Below are 16,856 nucleotides of genomic sequence, written 5' to 3'. Positions count from 1 at the left end.
CCAGTATCACTTAAATAAGTGATAGTCTTAATACTAGTTTTTAGACTAGTCATTGGAGTACAGATGATTGATGTCTTAGGGCCGGAGAAACGCAGACGGCGTACCACACAGGAAAAGATCGCAATTGTTCAGCAGAGCTTTGAACCGGGGATGACGGTCTCCCTCGTTGCCCGGCAACATGGTGTAGCAGCCAGCCAGTTATTTCTCTGGCGTAAGCAATACCAGGAAGGAAGTCTTACTGCTGTCGCCGCCGGAGAACAGGTTGTTCCTGCCTCTGAACTTGCTGCCGCCATGAAGCAGATTAAAGAACTCCAGCGCCTGCTCGGCAAGAAAACGATGGAAAATGAACTCCTCAAAGAAGCCGTTGAATATGGACGGGCAAAAAAGTGGATAGCGCACGCGCCCTTATTGCCCGGGGATGGGGAGTAAGCTTAGTCAGCCGTTGTCTCCGGGTGTCGCGTGCGCAGTTGCACGTCATTCTCAGACGAACCGATGACTGGATGGATGGCCGCCGCAGTCGTCACACTGATGATACGGATGTGCTTCTCCGTATACACCATGTTATCGGAGAGCTGCCCACGTATGGTTATCGTCGGGTATGGGCGCTGCTTCGCAGACAGGCAGAACTTGATGGTATGCCTGCGATCAATGCCAAACGTGTTTACCGGATCATGCGCCAGAATGCGCTGTTGCTTGAGCGAAAACCTGCTGTACCGCCATCGAAACGGGCACATACAGGCAGAGTGGCCGTGAAAGAAAGCAATCAGCGATGGTGCTCTGACGGGTTCGAGTTCTGCTGTGATAACGGAGAGAGACTGCGTGTCACGTTCGCGCTGGACTGCTGTGATCGTGAGGCACTGCACTGGGCGGTGACTACCGGCGGCTTCAACAGTGAAACAGTACAGGACGTCATGCTGGGAGCGGTGGAACGCCGCTTCGGCAACGATCTTCCGTCGTCTCCAGTGGAGTGGCTGACGGATAATGGTTCATGCTACCGGGCTAATGAAACACGCCAGTTCGCCCGGATGTTGGGACTTGAACCGAAGAACACGGCGGTGCGGAGTCCGGAGAGTAACGGAATAGCAGAGAGCTTCGTGAAAACGATAAAGCGTGACTACATCAGTATCATGCCCAAACCAGACGGGTTAACGGCAGCAAAGAACCTTGCAGAGGCGTTCGAGCATTATAACGAATGGCATCCGCATAGTGCGCTGGGTTATCGCTCGCCACGGGAATATCTGCGGCAGCGGGCTTGTAATGGGTTAAGTGATAACAGATGTCTGGAAATATAGGGGCAAATCCAATATTCGTAACCGTCGTCTCGATTTTTGTGCAGATGCGATTCGCCATGCCGCAGATGATGAAAAACTGGCAGGCATCGGCTTTCATTGGGGATTTTCTGACCAGAGTCATTTTTCAACGGTATTTAAGCAACGCTTTGGGATGACGCCAGGCGAGTATCGACGTAAATTCCGTTAACTAATTCGCGTTGTGTGTACTGCAACGCCAATTAGTTAAAACAGATATTTGACTATGCATTTTTCAGGGCAAAAGGCAATTTGACAGGAGTTTTTGAATATTCACCTTGTTTCAGGAAAATAGATCAATCGCTTTCTCCTGTAGCGTTATCCCGATATTGCGGTTTTGCTATTAAAATTTTCGCACCCATTTACCGTTTATCCCTTGTACATATTCCCCCGGTTTGGCCCGAGCTACGAGCTTTTGCCCGGCGAGTTTCGCGATATCATCTACCGACACATTATTTTGCTTTGCCAGTTGTTGGTAACTCGCTTTACGTTCGGCATTAATGTCGGTTACTAATTTCTCTGTTTCAGCATCCGTTTTCAGCGCAACCAGATAACCATAAAATGTTTCACCTACCCGCCCCTGAGTTCTGGCTTCATCCAGAGTCAATGCCATTACATTGCTGCTTACCAGCCCAACAAGAAACGCACAAAGAAGTAATGTTTTCTTCATCATCGCCTCAGAAAAGATCGCTACGAGTTTCAAGCAGCTCTTCGACATCTTTGTCTGCCTTGATGATGATCTCATGCTCAATTTTAACGTTCATATTGATAGTGATCGGTTCCTTGGGCGCAGCGACTTCAATACGCGGCGTACAGCCAACCAGCATAAAAGATGACGTCAACGCAGCCAGTAAAATTTTCATTGTTTTTCCTCACACTCTTTTCCTTGCGGACAGTCATTTCCCGGCAGACGTGCGTTCTGCTCCAACCATGCCTGGAGATTATCGCCAAAGCGTAAACTGCGCCACAGCGTAAAAATATTCTCTTCATGATGGTAATTAAGGTTTACCGTACCGCTTTTACCATCAACGCGACTGGTACCTGTAATGTTGGCCTGCATGGTTAATAAACCGAGATTATCTAAGTTAATTTTTGTCGATGACCGGCTAATTTCCATATAGCGCAACCAGTTAATTGCTGAACCCGCAGTCATATTGTCTTTCACCACCGCATCTGCGGTGTCTTTATCCAGCCGCAAGGTCATTGGCCCGCTATTTGCCAGCCAACCATCTTTCACTATCCATTTTTCGTTGTTTAGCCATAACGGCAATGCACCACTAAATGCCCCGGACATGGCGAATTGTTTCGGATTGACGGCGCTAACCAGTTCGCTGGATGAGAGATTATTCAGCCGCAACAGCGCCGGGTCATGTTGCGGCATACGTAATTGTTTCATCAGTACGTTACCGCCTAACACATCGACGCTAACATCAGTCAACAGCAAGGGTTCTTCTTCAGTCCACGGATAACGCCCTTGCAAATCAGCCGTAATATTTTTCGCTGTCACCAGATTAATCACTTCGGCAATTCGCAACGTAACGGGGCCGCGAGTCCCCAGATGCCAGGCTCCATCGGCAAAACGGAAAGGCAGGACAAAATCGACACCGTTAACCTGATTATCTGGCATCCAGGCACTACCGCCTTTCAACACGCCGTGTCCTCCCGCGCGGAATCCTTGTTCAGGCGCAGCAGAAAATGCAACCTGAGCATACAGTTCCCCATCGCGTAAGTTCATCTTCCAGTCGGGTGGCACCAGCGGCTGGAATACAGTCAGTGATTGTTTTGGCCACCAGGCGTTACCGCGCAGACGAATACCGTCCCAGCGACCATTTACCCGAACCGGGCCAATCTCACCAGCATGTAAATCGCCTTTAAAGAGGAAATACGTCGGATCGCGCCCATCGACGCTAAATTTTAAGGTTGATGGCGGTAACACACTGCCGCCAGTGAACAGCGTTTGCCCGGCGTCCAGTGACAGCGCGCCGCTGAAGGAGGGATGCTGTGCGTCACGTACCCAGACGACGGGCTTGTCGAGAATTAATCGCGGCTTTTCTACCGTCATCGTACCGTATTGTAACTGGTCGAAACCGGTGGAGAGGTCGGTCAGCGTAATCGTGCTGTCATGCCATTCACCTTTTCCTGCGACATCCCAGGTGGCATTTATCGGTGTAAAACTGCCTTTTCCCCAGTAGCGCCACTGCCAGCGGCCCGCGTCAGGGAGAAAATCATTCGCCAGCCCATCCATATGCAGCACGAAATCGCCCAGTTCATATTCATGCGCCTGCAAAATGGCCTGCAAACGTCCGTCAACACCACGTTGGGTGACTTTTACACCCGCTAAAGGCCAGCGGATTTCATCGATGTCCAGCGAATCGATGACTCTTCCCTTCGAACGTAATAACGCGCCTGGCTCAAAGGCCAGCGTTGGGTCAGTCAGACTTCCACTTAGCTGCGCGGGTAAGCGGGCATATAAAATGAGGTCCGCCTGTTTCGCTTCACCGGTCAGCTGCAGAGGCAGCTGGCTGTTATCCATGCTTAATTTTCCTGGGCCAAAATTTAGCACCGCGTTGCCTTTACCCGCTTGCCCCTGGGTCAGCACACTCAGTCGTCCGCTGATCAGAGCGTTCTCAAGCCCTGCCTGCCAGTTGTCGACTTTGACACCCAGTCGGCCACTCAAAGGAAAACCTGCATACGGCCAACTCCAGCGACCATCGCTTACGGTCAATTGTTGACGAGTAATTTGCCACGGCAAATCGAGCAACGGATCGCCGTTATCCCGTGCCAGCACAATCAATTGCCCGCTATTTTCCTGCCAGTCCAGCTCTGCATCCACCAGTGACGGTTCCTGCGGCAAGTTTAACGTCGCAGTAGCATGCCCACTTACAGGAAGTCCATCCGGCACGAGCGGCATAGTAAATTCCCCCACCAGTTTAACCGGCGGCTGATTTTCAAACGCGATGACATCCAGTTCGCTGACTGTAAGTTGTTGCCCTTTCAGCTGGCCTTGAAATTTAACTTTTTCGCCCTGATAACGCAGTTGCTGAATATCAGAGGTTAATGCGAGAGAGAGTTTTCCCTGCCATTCCTGCCAGGGAGAAAAAATCAGTTTATCGATATTGATCCAGGTGTTAGGCAGCATGGACTGCCACTGCGCGAGGGTTTTTGGAGCAGCTGGCGATTGCTCCGTCTGCGGCAATTTCGCCAGACAAGCAGAATCAAGTTCTACCATGCCGACGTTCAATAACCAGCGGCTGGGATGTGAAAGGCTGGCGTTGGTGATATGCGCAAGCTGACAATCTCCCACCAGATAACGGAGATCGGGAATGATTAAACCTTTACGCGTAATGCGTGGGCTTTCATCTAATGCAATACGTGTCCCGAGCGGTAGCCAGATGCCCGCCAGCGTGGGAACCCACAGCCCGAGCGTCATCAGCAGCGTCAACGGCACAAGAATAATCAGTAATAACAGCGCGAGAACGGCTTTATATTTACCCAGCATGGGTAGTTAATATCCTGATTTAGCGAAAAATTAAGCATTCAATACGGGTATTGTGGCATGTTTAACCGTTCAGTTGAAGGTTGCGCCTACACTAAGCATTGTTGTTGATGAATTTTTCAATATCGCCATAGCTTTCAATTATATTTGAAATTTTGTAAAATATTTTTAGTAGCTTAAATGTGATTCAACATCACTGGAGAAAGTCTTATGAAACTCGCCGTTTATAGCACAAAACAGTACGACAAGAAGTACCTGCAACAGGTGAACGAGTCCTTTGGCTTTGAGCTGGAATTTTTTGACTTTCTGCTGACGGAAAAAACCGCTAAAACTGCCAATGGCTGCGAAGCGGTATGTATTTTCGTAAACGATGACGGCAGCCGCCCGGTGCTGGAAGAGCTGAAAAAGCACGGCGTTAAATATATCGCCCTGCGCTGTGCCGGTTTCAATAACGTCGACCTTGACGCGGCAAAAGAACTGGGGCTGAAAGTAGTCCGTGTTCCAGCCTATGATCCAGAGGCCGTTGCTGAACACGCCATCGGTATGATGATGACGCTGAACCGCCGTATTCACCGCGCGTATCAGCGTACCCGTGACGCTAACTTCTCTCTGGAAGGTCTGACCGGCTTTACTATGTATGGCAAAACGGCAGGCGTTATCGGTACCGGTAAAATCGGTGTGGCGATGCTGCGCATTCTGAAAGGTTTTGGTATGCGTCTGCTGGCGTTCGATCCGTATCCAAGTGCAGCGGCGCTGGAACTCGGTGTGGAGTATGTCGATCTGCCAACCCTGTTCTCTGAATCAGACGTTATCTCTCTGCACTGCCCGCTGACACCGGAAAACTACCATCTGTTGAACGAAGCCGCCTTCGATCAGATGAAAAATGGCGTGATGATCGTCAATACCAGTCGCGGTGCATTGATTGATTCTCAGGCAGCAATTGAAGCGCTGAAAAATCAGAAAATTGGGTCGTTGGGTATGGACGTCTATGAGAACGAACGCGATCTATTCTTTGAAGATAAATCCAACGACGTGATCCAGGATGACGTATTCCGTCGCCTGTCTGCCTGCCACAACGTGCTGTTTACCGGGCACCAGGCATTCCTGACAGCAGAAGCTCTGACCAGTATTTCTCAGACTACGCTGCAAAACTTAAGCAATCTGGAAAAAGGCGAAACCTGCCCGAACGAACTGGTTTAATCTTGCCGCTCCCCTGCATTCCAGGGGAGCTTATTCAGATAATCCCCAAAGACCTTTCATCTTCTATTCTTAAAATAGCCCTGAGTCAGAAACTGTAATTGAGAACCACAATGAAGAAAGTAGCCGCGTTTGTTGCGCTAAGCCTGCTGATGGCGGGATGTGTAAGTAATGACAAAATTGCTGTTACGCCAGAACAGCTACAGCATCATCGCTTTGTGCTGGAAAGCGTAAACGGTAAGCCCGTGACCAGCGATAAAAATCCGCCAGAAATCAGCTTTGGTGAAAAAATGATGATTTCCGGCAGCATGTGTAACCGCTTTAGCGGTGAAGGCAAACTGTCTAATGGTGAACTGACAGCCAAAGGGCTGGCAATGACCCGTATGATGTGCGCTAACCCGCAGCTTAATGAACTCGATAACACCATTAGCGAAATGCTGAAAGAAGGTGCACAAGTGGATCTGACCGCGAACCAGTTAACGCTGGCGACCGCGAAACAGACATTAACTTATAAGCTGGCGGATTTAATGAATTAATAGCTGCCACAGCTCCCGGCGGCAAGTGACTGTTCGCTACAGCGTTTGCCGTTGGGTAATGCACACATCCCAATCGCCGTACCATCCAGTTGACGGGCAACAGAAAGCGAACCGCCGATCATTGCACAATTTGCTTCTCCACTACTGGACATCGACGCTTTTAAACCTGGCGCTACGTGCGCCGCAGTCGCCTGCTGAACAGGTTCACTACTACACGCCGACAACAATAAAGCGGCACACCCTACCCAAAACGCTGCTCGCATCTCTTCTTCCTCTGATCTTCAAGCCAAACGACACCGCCATAAATAATAGGCAGCACAGAGGGCGGCGTCGAGAGCTGTCCTGCGCGTTGCCCCGCATTTTTACTTTTTTATGGCTATTTTTTTGCCCTCTGTTTGATCAAAACATTCATTACGCTGATGTGGGGGACACAAAAGCGAAAATGCAGAAGAAAGCCATTTGCTAAAATTGAAGGATTACTACTGGGCGCGCAGCAATTTCGTGCGCCCCTCATTTGCGCAATGTAAGGGTGTCATATGATTACTATTGATGGTAATGGCGCGGTTGCTTCGGTGGCGTTTCGCACCAGTGAAGTTATCGCCATCTACCCTATTACCCCCAGTTCCACGATGGCAGAACAGGCTGATGCCTGGGCCGGAAACGGCTTGAAGAACGTTTGGGGAGACACACCATGCGTGGTTGAAATGCAGTCGGAAGCGGGTGCTATCGCTACCGTGCATGGCGCTTTGCAGACGGGTGCCCTTTCAACATCGTTTACGTCATCGCAGGGTTTGCTGCTGATGATCCCGACACTGTACAAACTGGCAGGCGAACTCACACCGTTTGTCCTGCATGTAGCGGCACGTACCGTTGCCACACATGCACTCTCTATTTTTGGCGATCATTCCGACGTCATGGCGGTGCGCCAGACGGGTTGCGCGATGTTGTGTGCGGCAAACGTCCAGGAAGCGCAAGACTTTGCTCTCATTTCGCACATCGCGACGCTGAAAAGCCGCGTGCCATTTATTCATTTCTTTGATGGTTTCCGCACGTCCCACGAAATCAACAAAATTGTCCCGCTGGCCGATGACACGATTCTTGATCTCATGCCGCAGGCCGAAATTGATGCTCATCGCGCCCGGGCGCTCAACCCGGAACATCCGGTGATCCGTGGTACGTCCGCCAATCCTGACACTTATTTCCAGTCTCGCGAAGCCACCAACCCCTGGTACAACGCAGTCTATGACCATGTTGAACAGGCGATGAATGATTTCTCTGCCGCGACAGGTCGTCAGTATCAGCCGTTTGAATATTACGGGCATCCGCAAGCTGAACGGGTGATTATCCTGATGGGCTCAGCCATTGGCACCTGTGAAGAAGTGGTTGATGAATTGCTAACCCGTGGCGAAAAAGTCGGCGTGCTGAAAGTTCGCCTGTACCGCCCCTTCTCAGCCAAACACTTGCTACAAACTCTACCGGGATCCGTACGCAGCGTGGCGGTACTGGACAGAACCAAAGAACCCGGTGCCCAGGCAGAACCGCTCTATCTGGATGTGATGACCGCACTGGCAGAAGCCTTTAATAATGGCAAGCGCGAAACTCTGCCCCGTGTCATTGGTGGGCGCTATGGTCTTTCATCCAAAGAATTTGGCCCGGACTGTGTACTGGCGGTATTTGCCGAGCTCAACGCGGCTAAACCGAAAGCGCGCTTTACGGTTGGTATTTACGATGATGTAACCAATCTGTCCCTGCCGTTGCCGGAAAACACCCAGCCAAACTCGGCGAAACTTGAAGCCTTGTTTTATGGCCTTGGTAGTGATGGCAGCGTTTCCGCGACCAAAAACAATATCAAGATTATCGGTAATTCCACGCCGTGGTACGCACAGGGCTATTTTGTTTACGACTCCAAAAAAGCGGGCGGCCTGACGGTTTCTCACCTTCGCGTGAGCGAACAGCCGATTCGTTCCGCTTATCTCATTTCCCAGGCTGATTTTGTTGGCTGCCACCAGTTGCAGTTTATCGATAAATATCAGATGGCTGAGCGTTTAAAACCTGGCGGCATTTTCCTGCTCAACACGCCGTACAGCGCAGATGAAGTGTGGTCGCGCTTGCCGCAAGAAGTTCAGGCCGTGTTAAACCAGAAAAAAGCGCGCTTCTATGTGATTAACGCGGCGAAAATCGCCCGCAAATGTGGCCTGGCGGCCCGTATTAATACCGTCATGCAGATGGCTTTTTTCCATCTGACGCAAATTCTGCCTGGCGATAGCGCCCTCGCAGAATTGCAGGGTGCGATTGCCAAAAGTTACAGTAGCAAAGGCCAGGATCTGGTGGAACGCAACTGGCAGGCTCTGGCGCTGGCGCGTGAATCCGTAGAAGAAGTTCCGTTGCAACCGGTAAATCCGCACAGCGCCAATCGACCGCCAGTGGTTTCCGATGCCGCCCCTGATTTCGTGAAAACCGTAACCGCAGCGATGCTCGCAGGGCTTGGTGATGCCCTCCCCGTTTCGGCGCTGCCGCCAGACGGCACCTGGCCGATGGGCACCACTCGCTGGGAAAAACGCAATATCGCCGAAGAGATCCCCATCTGGAAAGAGGAACTCTGTACCCAATGTAACCACTGCGTCGCAGCTTGCCCACACTCAGCTATTCGCGCAAAAGTGGTACCACCCGAAGCGATGGAAAACGCCCCTGCCAGCCTGCATTCGCTGGATGTGAAATCGCGTGATATGCGCGGGCAGAAATATGTCTTGCAGGTGGCTCCGGAAGATTGCACCGGTTGTAACCTGTGCGTCGAAGTTTGCCCGGCGAAAGACCGTCAGAATCCAGAGATTAAAGCCATCAATATGATGTCGCGCCTGGAACATGTCGAAGAAGAGAAAATCAATTACGATTTCTTCCTCAACCTGCCAGAAATCGACCGTAGCAAACTGGAACGTATTGATATTCGTACATCGCAGCTGATTACACCGCTGTTTGAATATTCCGGTGCTTGCTCCGGTTGTGGCGAGACGCCGTATATTAAATTGCTGACTCAGCTCTATGGCGACCGGATGTTGATCGCTAACGCCACCGGCTGTTCTTCAATTTATGGCGGTAACCTGCCCTCTACACCGTATACCACCGATGCCAACGGTCGTGGGCCGGCATGGGCGAACTCTCTATTTGAAGATAATGCCGAATTTGGCCTTGGTTTCCGCCTGACGGTCGATCAACACCGTGTCCGCGTGCTGCGTCTGCTGGATCAATTTGCCGATAAAATCCCGGCGGAATTACTGACGGCGTTGAAATCAGACGCTACGCCAGAGGTTCGTCGAGAACAGGTCGCAGCTTTACGCCAGCAACTCAACGATGTTGCCGAAGCACATGAACTGCTACGTGATGCAGATGCACTGGTGGAAAAATCAATCTGGCTGATTGGTGGTGATGGCTGGGCTTACGATATCGGCTTTGGCGGTCTGGATCATGTATTGAGTTTGACGGAAAACGTCAACATTCTGGTGCTGGATACGCAATGCTATTCCAACACCGGTGGTCAGGCGTCGAAAGCGACACCGCTGGGTGCAGTAACTAAATTTGGCGAGCACGGCAAACGTAAAGCGCGTAAAGATCTTGGCGTCAGTATGATGATGTACGGTCATGTTTATGTGGCGCAGATTTCTCTCGGCGCGCAGCTGAACCAGACGGTGAAAGCGATTCAGGAAGCGGAAGCGTATCCGGGACCATCGCTGATCATTGCTTATAGCCCGTGTGAAGAGCATGGTTACGATCTGGCACTCAGCCATGACCAGATGCGCCAACTCACAGCTACCGGCTTCTGGCCGCTATATCGCTTCGATCCTCGTCGTGCCGATGAAGGCAAACTGCCGCTGGCGCTGGATTCACGCCCGCCGTCAGAAGCACTGGAAGAAACGTTACTTCACGAGCAACGTTTCCGTCGTCTGAATTCGCAGCAGCCAGAAGTGGCAGAACAGTTATGGAAAGATGCTGCAGCTGATTTGCAAAAACGCTATGACTTCCTGGCACAAATGGCCGGAAAAGCGGAAAAAAGCAACACCGATTAAATGCTCTGGATAAGGATTACCCAATTCTAAAAAAAAGCCCGGACGACTGTTCGGGCTTGTCTTTTTATATGTTGGAAAATCAGTGGCAATGCAATGGCCCAACAGAAAATAAAATCTGTGACAATAAAGGCATATAACCCGCGCAGAATAACGTATAGAAAATTAAAAGTATAATTTTTATTTTGTATGTATTATCTTCGATACATTCACCAGACTTATTATCATTTCAGAAGAATTATTTGATTAAGGTTTTACTTAAGGCGTAACAAATGATATTTATCGGCTAACTGAACTTCTCCTTTAGGATGTTTTCACTCCCCGGAATGGGGATAAAAGGCAAATAAAATAACTAAAGGATTTATTCAATGAAAAGCAAAGTACTGGCACTTTTAATTCCTGCCCTGCTCGCCGCAGGTGCTGCACATGCAGCCGAAGTTTATAATAAAGACGGCAACAAATTAGATCTGTATGGCAAAGTTGATGGCCTGCATTATTTTTCTGATAATTCAGCGAAAGATGGCGATCAGAGCTATGCGCGTCTGGGTTTTAAAGGCGAAACCCAAATTAACGATCAACTCACTGGCTACGGTCAATGGGAATACAATATTCAGGCAAACAACACTGAATCTTCAAAAAACCAGTCATGGACCCGTCTGGCATTTGCCGGGCTGAAATTTGCAGATTACGGTTCTTTCGATTACGGACGTAATTATGGCGTAATGTACGACATCGAAGGCTGGACCGATATGCTGCCTGAATTTGGCGGTGACTCTTATACCAATGCAGACAACTTTATGACTGGTCGTGCCAACGGCGTCGCGACTTATCGTAATACTGATTTCTTCGGTCTGGTAAATGGTCTGAACTTCGCGGTGCAGTATCAAGGTAACAACGAAGGTGCCAGTAATGGTCAGGAAGGCACCAACAACGGACGTGATGTTCGCCATGAAAATGGTGACGGCTGGGGTCTTTCCACAACATATGATTTAGGCATGGGCTTTAGCGCTGGTGCGGCATACACCTCATCTGACCGCACCAATGACCAGGTTAACCATACTGCGGCGGGTGGTGATAAAGCAGACGCGTGGACTGCTGGGCTAAAATACGATGCTAACAATATTTACCTGGCAACCATGTATTCAGAAACGCGTAATATGACCCCGTTTGGCGACAGCGATTATGCTGTTGCAAACAAAACCCAGAACTTTGAAGTCACTGCACAGTACCAGTTTGATTTTGGTCTGCGTCCGGCAGTCTCTTTCCTGATGTCTAAAGGCCGTGACCTGCACGCTGCCGATGGTGCAGACAACCCGGCAGGTGTTGATGATAAAGATCTTGTTAAATACGCCGATGTTGGCGCGACTTACTATTTCAATAAAAACATGTCCACTTATGTTGACTATAAAATCAACCTGTTGGATGAAGATGACAGTTTCTACGCTGCCAACGGCATCTCTACCGATGATATTGTCGCTTTAGGTCTGGTTTATCAGTTCTAAATCCTCCTGCCCGCTGTTATGGCGGGCTTTTTCTGCTTATTCTTCCTCCTTTGATCTAAATTAAAAATGTGAACTCCGTCATTACACAAAAAGTGTCATCTGGCGTTACACTTTATGCGGATACTAAAACAGGAGGTTTTATGAACAGAACGATTCTTGTCCCTATCGATATTTCCGATTCAGAATTAACTCAACGCGTGATTAGCCACGTTGAGGCAGAGGCAAAGATTGACGATGCAGAGGTTCATTTCCTGACGGTAATACCTTCACTGCCTTACTATGCCTCTCTGGGTTTAGCGTATTCCGCAGAATTACCGGCAATGGATGACCTGAAAGCGGAAGCCAAATCGCAACTGGAAGAGATCATTAAAAAATTTAAACTGCCAACCGACAGAGTGCATGTCCATGTTGAGGAAGGCTCGCCCAAAGACCGCATTCTGGAATTGGCGAAGAAGATCCCCGCTCATATGATCATCATTGCTTCCCATCGACCGGATATCACCACTTATCTGCTCGGTTCCAACGCCGCAGCTGTAGTGCGTCACGCAGAGTGCTCCGTGCTGGTTGTGCGCTGACACTAACGCCCGCACATTGCTGCGGGCTTTTTGATTCATTTCGCAAATGTGCTGACATTTTCCCCTCTAATCCGTACCATACACGCCACAGTTTTATATCAGATTTCTTATGCTGGGCGTTCCGGCATGACGCATACTCTTCTGATGCCATATAACGAATTGAGTCGCTTTTAAATGTCGCAAAATCAAGAAATTAGTAAGAAAGAACAATACAACCTGAACAAGTAAGGGCAAAAATCACAACTATCTGACCCATAAGTATTTTATTTATTTTTCAATATGTTAAACATTATCAGCGACAACAATAAGCTACGATAACCCACTCTTTTTTTGCCCCTTTTTTGCCCCTTCTACAGCGTTTTGCCCCATTTTTGCCATCAACAATTTTCCTCATAAAGTCATTTCAAAGCCTAATAGCTGCTCTACTTTTTTCCTCAATATCATGTCGCCAGCAGGAAACAACCTAATCCCTGTTTTAGGCCTCAAAGCTGTTAATGATAATCATTTTCATTTTGTATGGGTTATGCTATAAAACATAGCCGTTGCTATGTTTGTTCTAATTTTGCTCACTATAGGTACTAAATTATGCACTCAATAAAAAAAGTAACCATGCTCTTGGGGTGCCTCGCCCTCACCTGCTCGATCGCATTTCAGGCAAGTGCAACTGAAAAATTCAAGGTCATTACAACATTTACCATCATCGCGGATATGGCCAAAAACGTGGCTGGAGATGCTGCAGAAGTCTCATCCATAACCAAGCCTGGTGCAGAAATTCATGAGTATCAGCCTACCCCTGGCGATATTAAACGTGCGCAGGGGGCACAACTGATTCTCGCCAATGGTATGAATCTGGAATTGTGGTTCCAACGCTTTTACCAGCATCTCAATGGGGTTCCAGAAGTAATTGTCTCTTCGGGTGTGACGCCAGTAGGGATCACCGAAGGACCCTATGAGGGCAAACCTAATCCCCATGCATGGATGTCGCCAGATAATGCTCTGATTTACGTCGATAATATTCGTGATGCGTTGATAAAATACGATCCGGCAAATGCACAAACCTACCAACGTAATGCCGATACTTATAAAGCCAAGATTACCCAAACCCTTGCCCCCCTGCGTAAGCAGATTACGGAACTCCCTGAGAATCAGCGATGGATGGTCACCAGTGAAGGGGCTTTTTCTTATCTCGCACGCGATTTGGGGCTAAAAGAGCTTTATCTGTGGCCGATTAATGCCGATCAACAAGGAACACCGCAGCAGGTACGTAAGGTTGTTGATATAGTTAAGAAAAATCATATCCCGGCAGTCTTTAGCGAGAGTACGATTTCCGATAAACCAGCGCGTCAGGTTGCGCGTGAAACCGGCGCACACTACGGCGGTGTGCTCTATGTCGATTCCCTGAGCACAGAAAACGGCCCGGTACCTACGTATATCGACCTTCTTAAGGTTACTACCAGTACGCTGGTACAGGGAATTAAAGCCGGGAAAAGGGAGAAATAATGATGCAATCTGCAGGCATTGTCGTTAATGATGTTACTGTCACCTGGCGTAACGGGCACACAGCACTGCGCGATGCATCCTTCACAGTACCAAGTGGATCTATTGCCGCTCTGGTTGGGGTAAACGGTTCCGGAAAATCGACGTTGTTTAAAGCGATTATGGGATTTGTGCGTCTGACCAGCGGAAAGATATCTGTTCTGGGTATTCCCACGCGACAGGCGCTACAGAAAAACCTGGTTGCCTACGTCCCTCAGTCAGAAGAGGTTGACTGGTCATTTCCTGTACTGGTGGAAGATGTGGTGATGATGGGCCGCTATGGGCATATGGGTATGTTGCGTATAGCCAAAAAGAGGGATCGTCAGATTGTCACCGATGCGCTGGAACGTGTCGATATGGTGGATTTTCGCCATCGTCAAATCGGCGAGCTTTCCGGTGGACAAAAGAAACGCGTCTTTCTGGCGAGAGCGATTGCACAGCAGGGTGATGTGATCCTGCTGGATGAACCTTTTACCGGCGTTGATGTGAAAACCGAAGCGAAAATCATCAGCCTGTTGAGGGAGTTACGCGCGGAAGGCAAAACGATGCTTGTCTCAACGCACAATCTCGGCTCAGTCACGACATTTTGCGATTATACGGTCATGGTCAAAGGCACCGTCCTGGCAAGCGGGCCGACAGACACCACTTTTACAGCCGAGAACCTGGAGCTGGCTTTTAGCGGCGTACTGCGCCATGTCACACTTAACGACTCGGAAGAAAGCATTATTACTGACGATGAACGCCCTTTTGTGGCACATCGACCGTCAGCGGTGCAGAGGGAAGCAAGATGAACGTGCTACTGGAACCCTTCAGCTATGAATATATGCTCAATGCGATGTGGGTCTCGGCAATGGTCGGCGGTCTCTGCGCTTTCCTGTCATGCTATCTGATGCTAAAAGGCTGGTCGCTGATTGGCGATGCGCTGTCGCACTCTATTGTCCCGGGTGTTGCGGGGGCATATATGCTGGGGCTTCCGTTTTCTCTGGGAGCCTTCTTTTCCGGCGGACTGGCAGCGGGCAGCATGCTGTTTCTTAACCAACGCACCCGCTTAAAAGAAGATGCCATCATCGGCCTGATCTTCTCGTCCTTTTTTGGCCTGGGGCTGTTTATGGTGTCATTGAACCCGACATCCGTGAACATTCAGACCATCGTCCTGGGCAATATTCTGGCAATCGATCCGGCGGATATCCTGCAACTCACTATCATTGGCATTCTCTCGATCATCGTGCTTTTTTTCAAATGGAAAGATCTTATGGTGACCTTTTTCGACGAGAATCACGCCCGTGCTATTGGATTACATCCGGGCAGATTAAAAATCCTCTTCTTCACCCTGCTGTCGGTTTCGACCGTTGCGGCGCTGCAAACGGTTGGTGCCTTTCTGGTGATCTGTCTGGTGGTGACTCCCGGTGCAACAGCATGGTTGTTAACCGATCGTTTTCCCCGCCTGCTCATAATTGCTGTAACTATTGGCAGTGTAACCAGTTTCCTCGGCGCGTGGGTCAGTTACTTTCTGGACGGCGCGACAGGTGGAATCATCGTGGTGGCGCAGACACTGCTGTTTCTTTTAGCATTTGTATTTGCGCCCACCCATGGACTTTTGGCAAATCGTCGGCGTGCGCATAAAGCGCTGGAGGATCGCTCATGATGGCATTATTACTGGAGCCACTGCAGTTCACCTTTATGAGTCACGCACTGCTGATTTCACTGGTAGTTTCCATACCCTGTGCGCTGCTGTCGGTCTTTCTGGTCCTGAAAGGTTGGGCACTGATGGGTGACGCGATGAGTCATGCGGTTTTTCCTGGCATCGTGCTTACCTGGATTCTGGGGTTACCTCTGGCTACAGGGGCATTCGTCGCCGGAGTATTCTGCGCGGTGGCGACGGGATACCTGAAAGACAACAGCCGAATCAAGCAAGATACAGTTATGGGGATTGTTTTTTCTGGCATGTTTGCCGCAGGTCTGATCTTGTATATTGCAATCAAACCAGACGTACATCTTGACCATATTCTTTTCGGCGACATGCTCGGGATAACCATCGGCGATATAATCCAGACGGTGATTATTGCCGGGCTGGTTACACTTGTTATTAGCGCAAAATGGCGGGATTTTTTGCTGTTCAGCTTTGATTATCAACAGGCGCAGGTAAGCGGTTTGCATACGAGATGGCTGCATTATGGGCTGCTGTGCATGGTTTCCCTGACCATTGTGGCGACGCTGAAAGCAGTAGGTATCATTCTCTCTATTTCTCTGCTCATTGCGCCTGGCGCCATTGCAGTACTCCTGACACAACGCTTTCATATTGCGCTCCTACTGGCGACTGGCATATCGGTAATAGTGTCAATGACTGGTGTCTGGCTGTCCTTTTTTATCGACAGCGCACCAGCTCCGACGATTGTCGTCTTATTCGCGGTCGTGTTCATCATGACGTTTACCGTTACCAGCATCAACGCACGCACAAAGGGAAACGCCCATACACAGGATCTGTTATCACCCAATTAGCACAACATCCGAGGACAGCATCGTCCGCCAGCCTACAGAAGTCCGGAAAGCCATGGAAGGTCGTTGGGAGGAGGTACGAATTCTATCATGCAAAAAATACGTAAAATCGATAACGCCTAGAAATCATTCAATACTCGCACTATCGAAAGT

At 49.5% G+C, this 16,856-nt stretch carries 14 protein-coding genes and 1 pseudogene; 11 read left to right on the top strand and 4 right to left on the bottom strand.

Translation table 11 applies throughout. The annotated features are described in order from the left end of the window. Positions 1-63 precede the first annotated feature (63 nt). Both C1P89_RS05910 and C1P89_RS05905 read left to right on the top strand, forming a co-directional pair. A protein-coding gene (locus C1P89_RS05910) for an IS3-like element IS2 family transposase (protein ID WP_088895425.1) occupies positions 64-1,292 on the top strand; the annotation gives its coding sequence in 2 pieces (ribosomal slippage) (positions 64-379 and positions 379-1,292; 1,230 coding nt in all). A gap of 13 nt (positions 1,293-1,305) precedes the next feature. Next, positions 1,306-1,479: pseudogene (locus C1P89_RS05905) on the top strand (helix-turn-helix domain-containing protein); the annotation flags it as partial. A 171-nt stretch (positions 1,480-1,650) separates the two neighbouring features. On the opposite strand, the gene C1P89_RS05900 reads toward C1P89_RS05905, so the two are convergent. The 3 genes from C1P89_RS05900 to C1P89_RS05890 are packed head-to-tail and all read right to left on the bottom strand — an operon-like array spanning position 1,651 to position 4,806. Continuing rightward, positions 1,651-1,980 carry a YdbL family probable chaperone protein gene (locus C1P89_RS05900; RefSeq protein ID WP_001325798.1) on the bottom strand — a complete coding sequence of 110 codons (330 nt, stop codon included), beginning with the start codon at positions 1,978-1,980 and terminating at the stop codon, positions 1,651-1,653. Between the two features lie 4 nt (positions 1,981-1,984). After that, entirely contained in the window at positions 1,985-2,170 is a 186-nt protein-coding gene (locus C1P89_RS05895; RefSeq protein ID WP_000698145.1) for a YnbE family lipoprotein, read from the bottom strand. After that, a complete protein-coding gene (locus C1P89_RS05890) occupies positions 2,167-4,806 on the bottom strand; it encodes a YdbH family protein (protein ID WP_000900907.1) in 2,640 nt (879 codons plus the stop codon). The genes C1P89_RS05895 and C1P89_RS05890 overlap by 4 nt, the downstream gene beginning before the upstream one ends. Positions 4,807-5,013: 207 nt before the next feature. Here C1P89_RS05890 and ldhA point away from each other — a divergent pair, with 207 nt between their 5' ends. Continuing rightward, positions 5,014-6,003 (top strand): D-lactate dehydrogenase, encoded by a 990-nt coding sequence (ldhA, locus tag C1P89_RS05885; RefSeq protein ID WP_000762229.1) that lies wholly within the window; start codon positions 5,014-5,016, stop codon positions 6,001-6,003. A 110-nt stretch (positions 6,004-6,113) separates the two neighbouring features. Continuing rightward, entirely contained in the window at positions 6,114-6,536 is a 423-nt protein-coding gene (hslJ, locus tag C1P89_RS05880) for a heat shock protein HslJ (RefSeq protein WP_001298828.1), read from the top strand. On the opposite strand, the gene C1P89_RS05875 is transcribed toward hslJ, so the two are convergent. Next, positions 6,533-6,799 (bottom strand): putative hemolysin, encoded by a 267-nt coding sequence (locus C1P89_RS05875; RefSeq protein WP_001295715.1) that lies wholly within the window; start codon positions 6,797-6,799, stop codon positions 6,533-6,535. The two genes, hslJ and C1P89_RS05875, sit on opposite strands and share 4 nt — an antisense overlap. A 273-nt stretch (positions 6,800-7,072) precedes the next feature. On the opposite strand from C1P89_RS05875, the gene nifJ reads away from it, so the two are divergent. The 7 genes from nifJ to sitD all read left to right on the top strand — a co-directional run bounded on the left by nifJ (position 7,073) and on the right by sitD (position 16,706). Next, on the top strand, positions 7,073-10,597 hold the full coding sequence (nifJ, locus tag C1P89_RS05870; RefSeq protein WP_000628142.1) for a pyruvate:ferredoxin (flavodoxin) oxidoreductase: 3,525 nt from the start codon (positions 7,073-7,075) through the stop codon (positions 10,595-10,597). 365 nt (positions 10,598-10,962) lie between these two features. Then, positions 10,963-12,096, top strand: coding sequence for a porin OmpN (gene ompN, locus C1P89_RS05865; protein ID WP_000837920.1), 1,134 nt, complete (start codon positions 10,963-10,965; stop codon positions 12,094-12,096). A 140-nt stretch (positions 12,097-12,236) separates the two neighbouring features. Continuing rightward, complete coding sequence (uspF, locus tag C1P89_RS05860; protein WP_001295593.1) at positions 12,237-12,671, top strand: universal stress protein UspF; 435 nt, start codon at positions 12,237-12,239, stop codon at positions 12,669-12,671. A gap of 585 nt (positions 12,672-13,256) precedes the next feature. After that, positions 13,257-14,171, top strand: coding sequence for an iron/manganese ABC transporter substrate-binding protein SitA (gene sitA, locus C1P89_RS05855; RefSeq protein ID WP_000555620.1), 915 nt, complete (start codon positions 13,257-13,259; stop codon positions 14,169-14,171). Next, entirely contained in the window at positions 14,171-14,998 is an 828-nt protein-coding gene (sitB, locus tag C1P89_RS05850) for an iron/manganese ABC transporter ATP-binding protein SitB (protein WP_000983719.1), read from the top strand. Before sitA ends, sitB begins: the two co-directional genes overlap by 1 nt. After that, positions 14,995-15,852 (top strand): iron/manganese ABC transporter permease subunit SitC, encoded by an 858-nt coding sequence (sitC, locus tag C1P89_RS05845; protein WP_001101728.1) that lies wholly within the window; start codon positions 14,995-14,997, stop codon positions 15,850-15,852. Before sitB ends, sitC begins: the two co-directional genes overlap by 4 nt. Continuing rightward, positions 15,849-16,706 carry an iron/manganese ABC transporter permease subunit SitD gene (sitD, locus tag C1P89_RS05840; protein ID WP_000968132.1) on the top strand — a complete coding sequence of 286 codons (858 nt, stop codon included), beginning with the start codon at positions 15,849-15,851 and terminating at the stop codon, positions 16,704-16,706. The genes sitC and sitD overlap by 4 nt, the downstream gene beginning before the upstream one ends. Positions 16,707-16,856 lie beyond the last annotated feature (150 nt).

The organism is Shigella sonnei (assembly GCF_002950395.1).
Taxonomy (GTDB): domain Bacteria; phylum Pseudomonadota; class Gammaproteobacteria; order Enterobacterales; family Enterobacteriaceae; genus ECMA0423.
The sequence above is the reverse complement of the archived record's forward strand: the minus strand, read 5'-3'. Positions and strand labels throughout refer to the sequence as shown.

What these genes read in the sequence shown, in the direction of transcription:
- hslJ (WP_001298828.1), top strand. Translation starts at nt 6,114, where the DNA reads ATGAAGAAAGTAGCCGCGTTTGTTGCGCTAAGCCTGCTGATGGCGGGA.
- sitD (WP_000968132.1), top strand. Translation starts at nt 15,849, where the DNA reads ATGATGGCATTATTACTGGAGCCACTGCAGTTCACCTTTATGAGTCAC.
- ompN (WP_000837920.1), top strand. Translation starts at nt 10,963, where the DNA reads ATGAAAAGCAAAGTACTGGCACTTTTAATTCCTGCCCTGCTCGCCGCA.
- sitA (WP_000555620.1), top strand. Translation starts at nt 13,257, where the DNA reads ATGCACTCAATAAAAAAAGTAACCATGCTCTTGGGGTGCCTCGCCCTC.
- C1P89_RS05875 (WP_001295715.1), bottom strand. Translation starts at nt 6,799, where the DNA reads ATGCGAGCAGCGTTTTGGGTAGGGTGTGCCGCTTTATTGTTGTCGGCG.
- C1P89_RS05895 (WP_000698145.1), bottom strand. Translation starts at nt 2,170, where the DNA reads ATGAAAATTTTACTGGCTGCGTTGACGTCATCTTTTATGCTGGTTGGC.
- sitB (WP_000983719.1), top strand. Translation starts at nt 14,171, where the DNA reads ATGATGCAATCTGCAGGCATTGTCGTTAATGATGTTACTGTCACCTGG.
- sitC (WP_001101728.1), top strand. Translation starts at nt 14,995, where the DNA reads ATGAACGTGCTACTGGAACCCTTCAGCTATGAATATATGCTCAATGCG.
- nifJ (WP_000628142.1), top strand. Translation starts at nt 7,073, where the DNA reads ATGATTACTATTGATGGTAATGGCGCGGTTGCTTCGGTGGCGTTTCGC.
- C1P89_RS05890 (WP_000900907.1), bottom strand. Translation starts at nt 4,806, where the DNA reads ATGCTGGGTAAATATAAAGCCGTTCTCGCGCTGTTATTACTGATTATT.
- uspF (WP_001295593.1), top strand. Translation starts at nt 12,237, where the DNA reads ATGAACAGAACGATTCTTGTCCCTATCGATATTTCCGATTCAGAATTA.
- C1P89_RS05900 (WP_001325798.1), bottom strand. Translation starts at nt 1,980, where the DNA reads ATGATGAAGAAAACATTACTTCTTTGTGCGTTTCTTGTTGGGCTGGTA.
- ldhA (WP_000762229.1), top strand. Translation starts at nt 5,014, where the DNA reads ATGAAACTCGCCGTTTATAGCACAAAACAGTACGACAAGAAGTACCTG.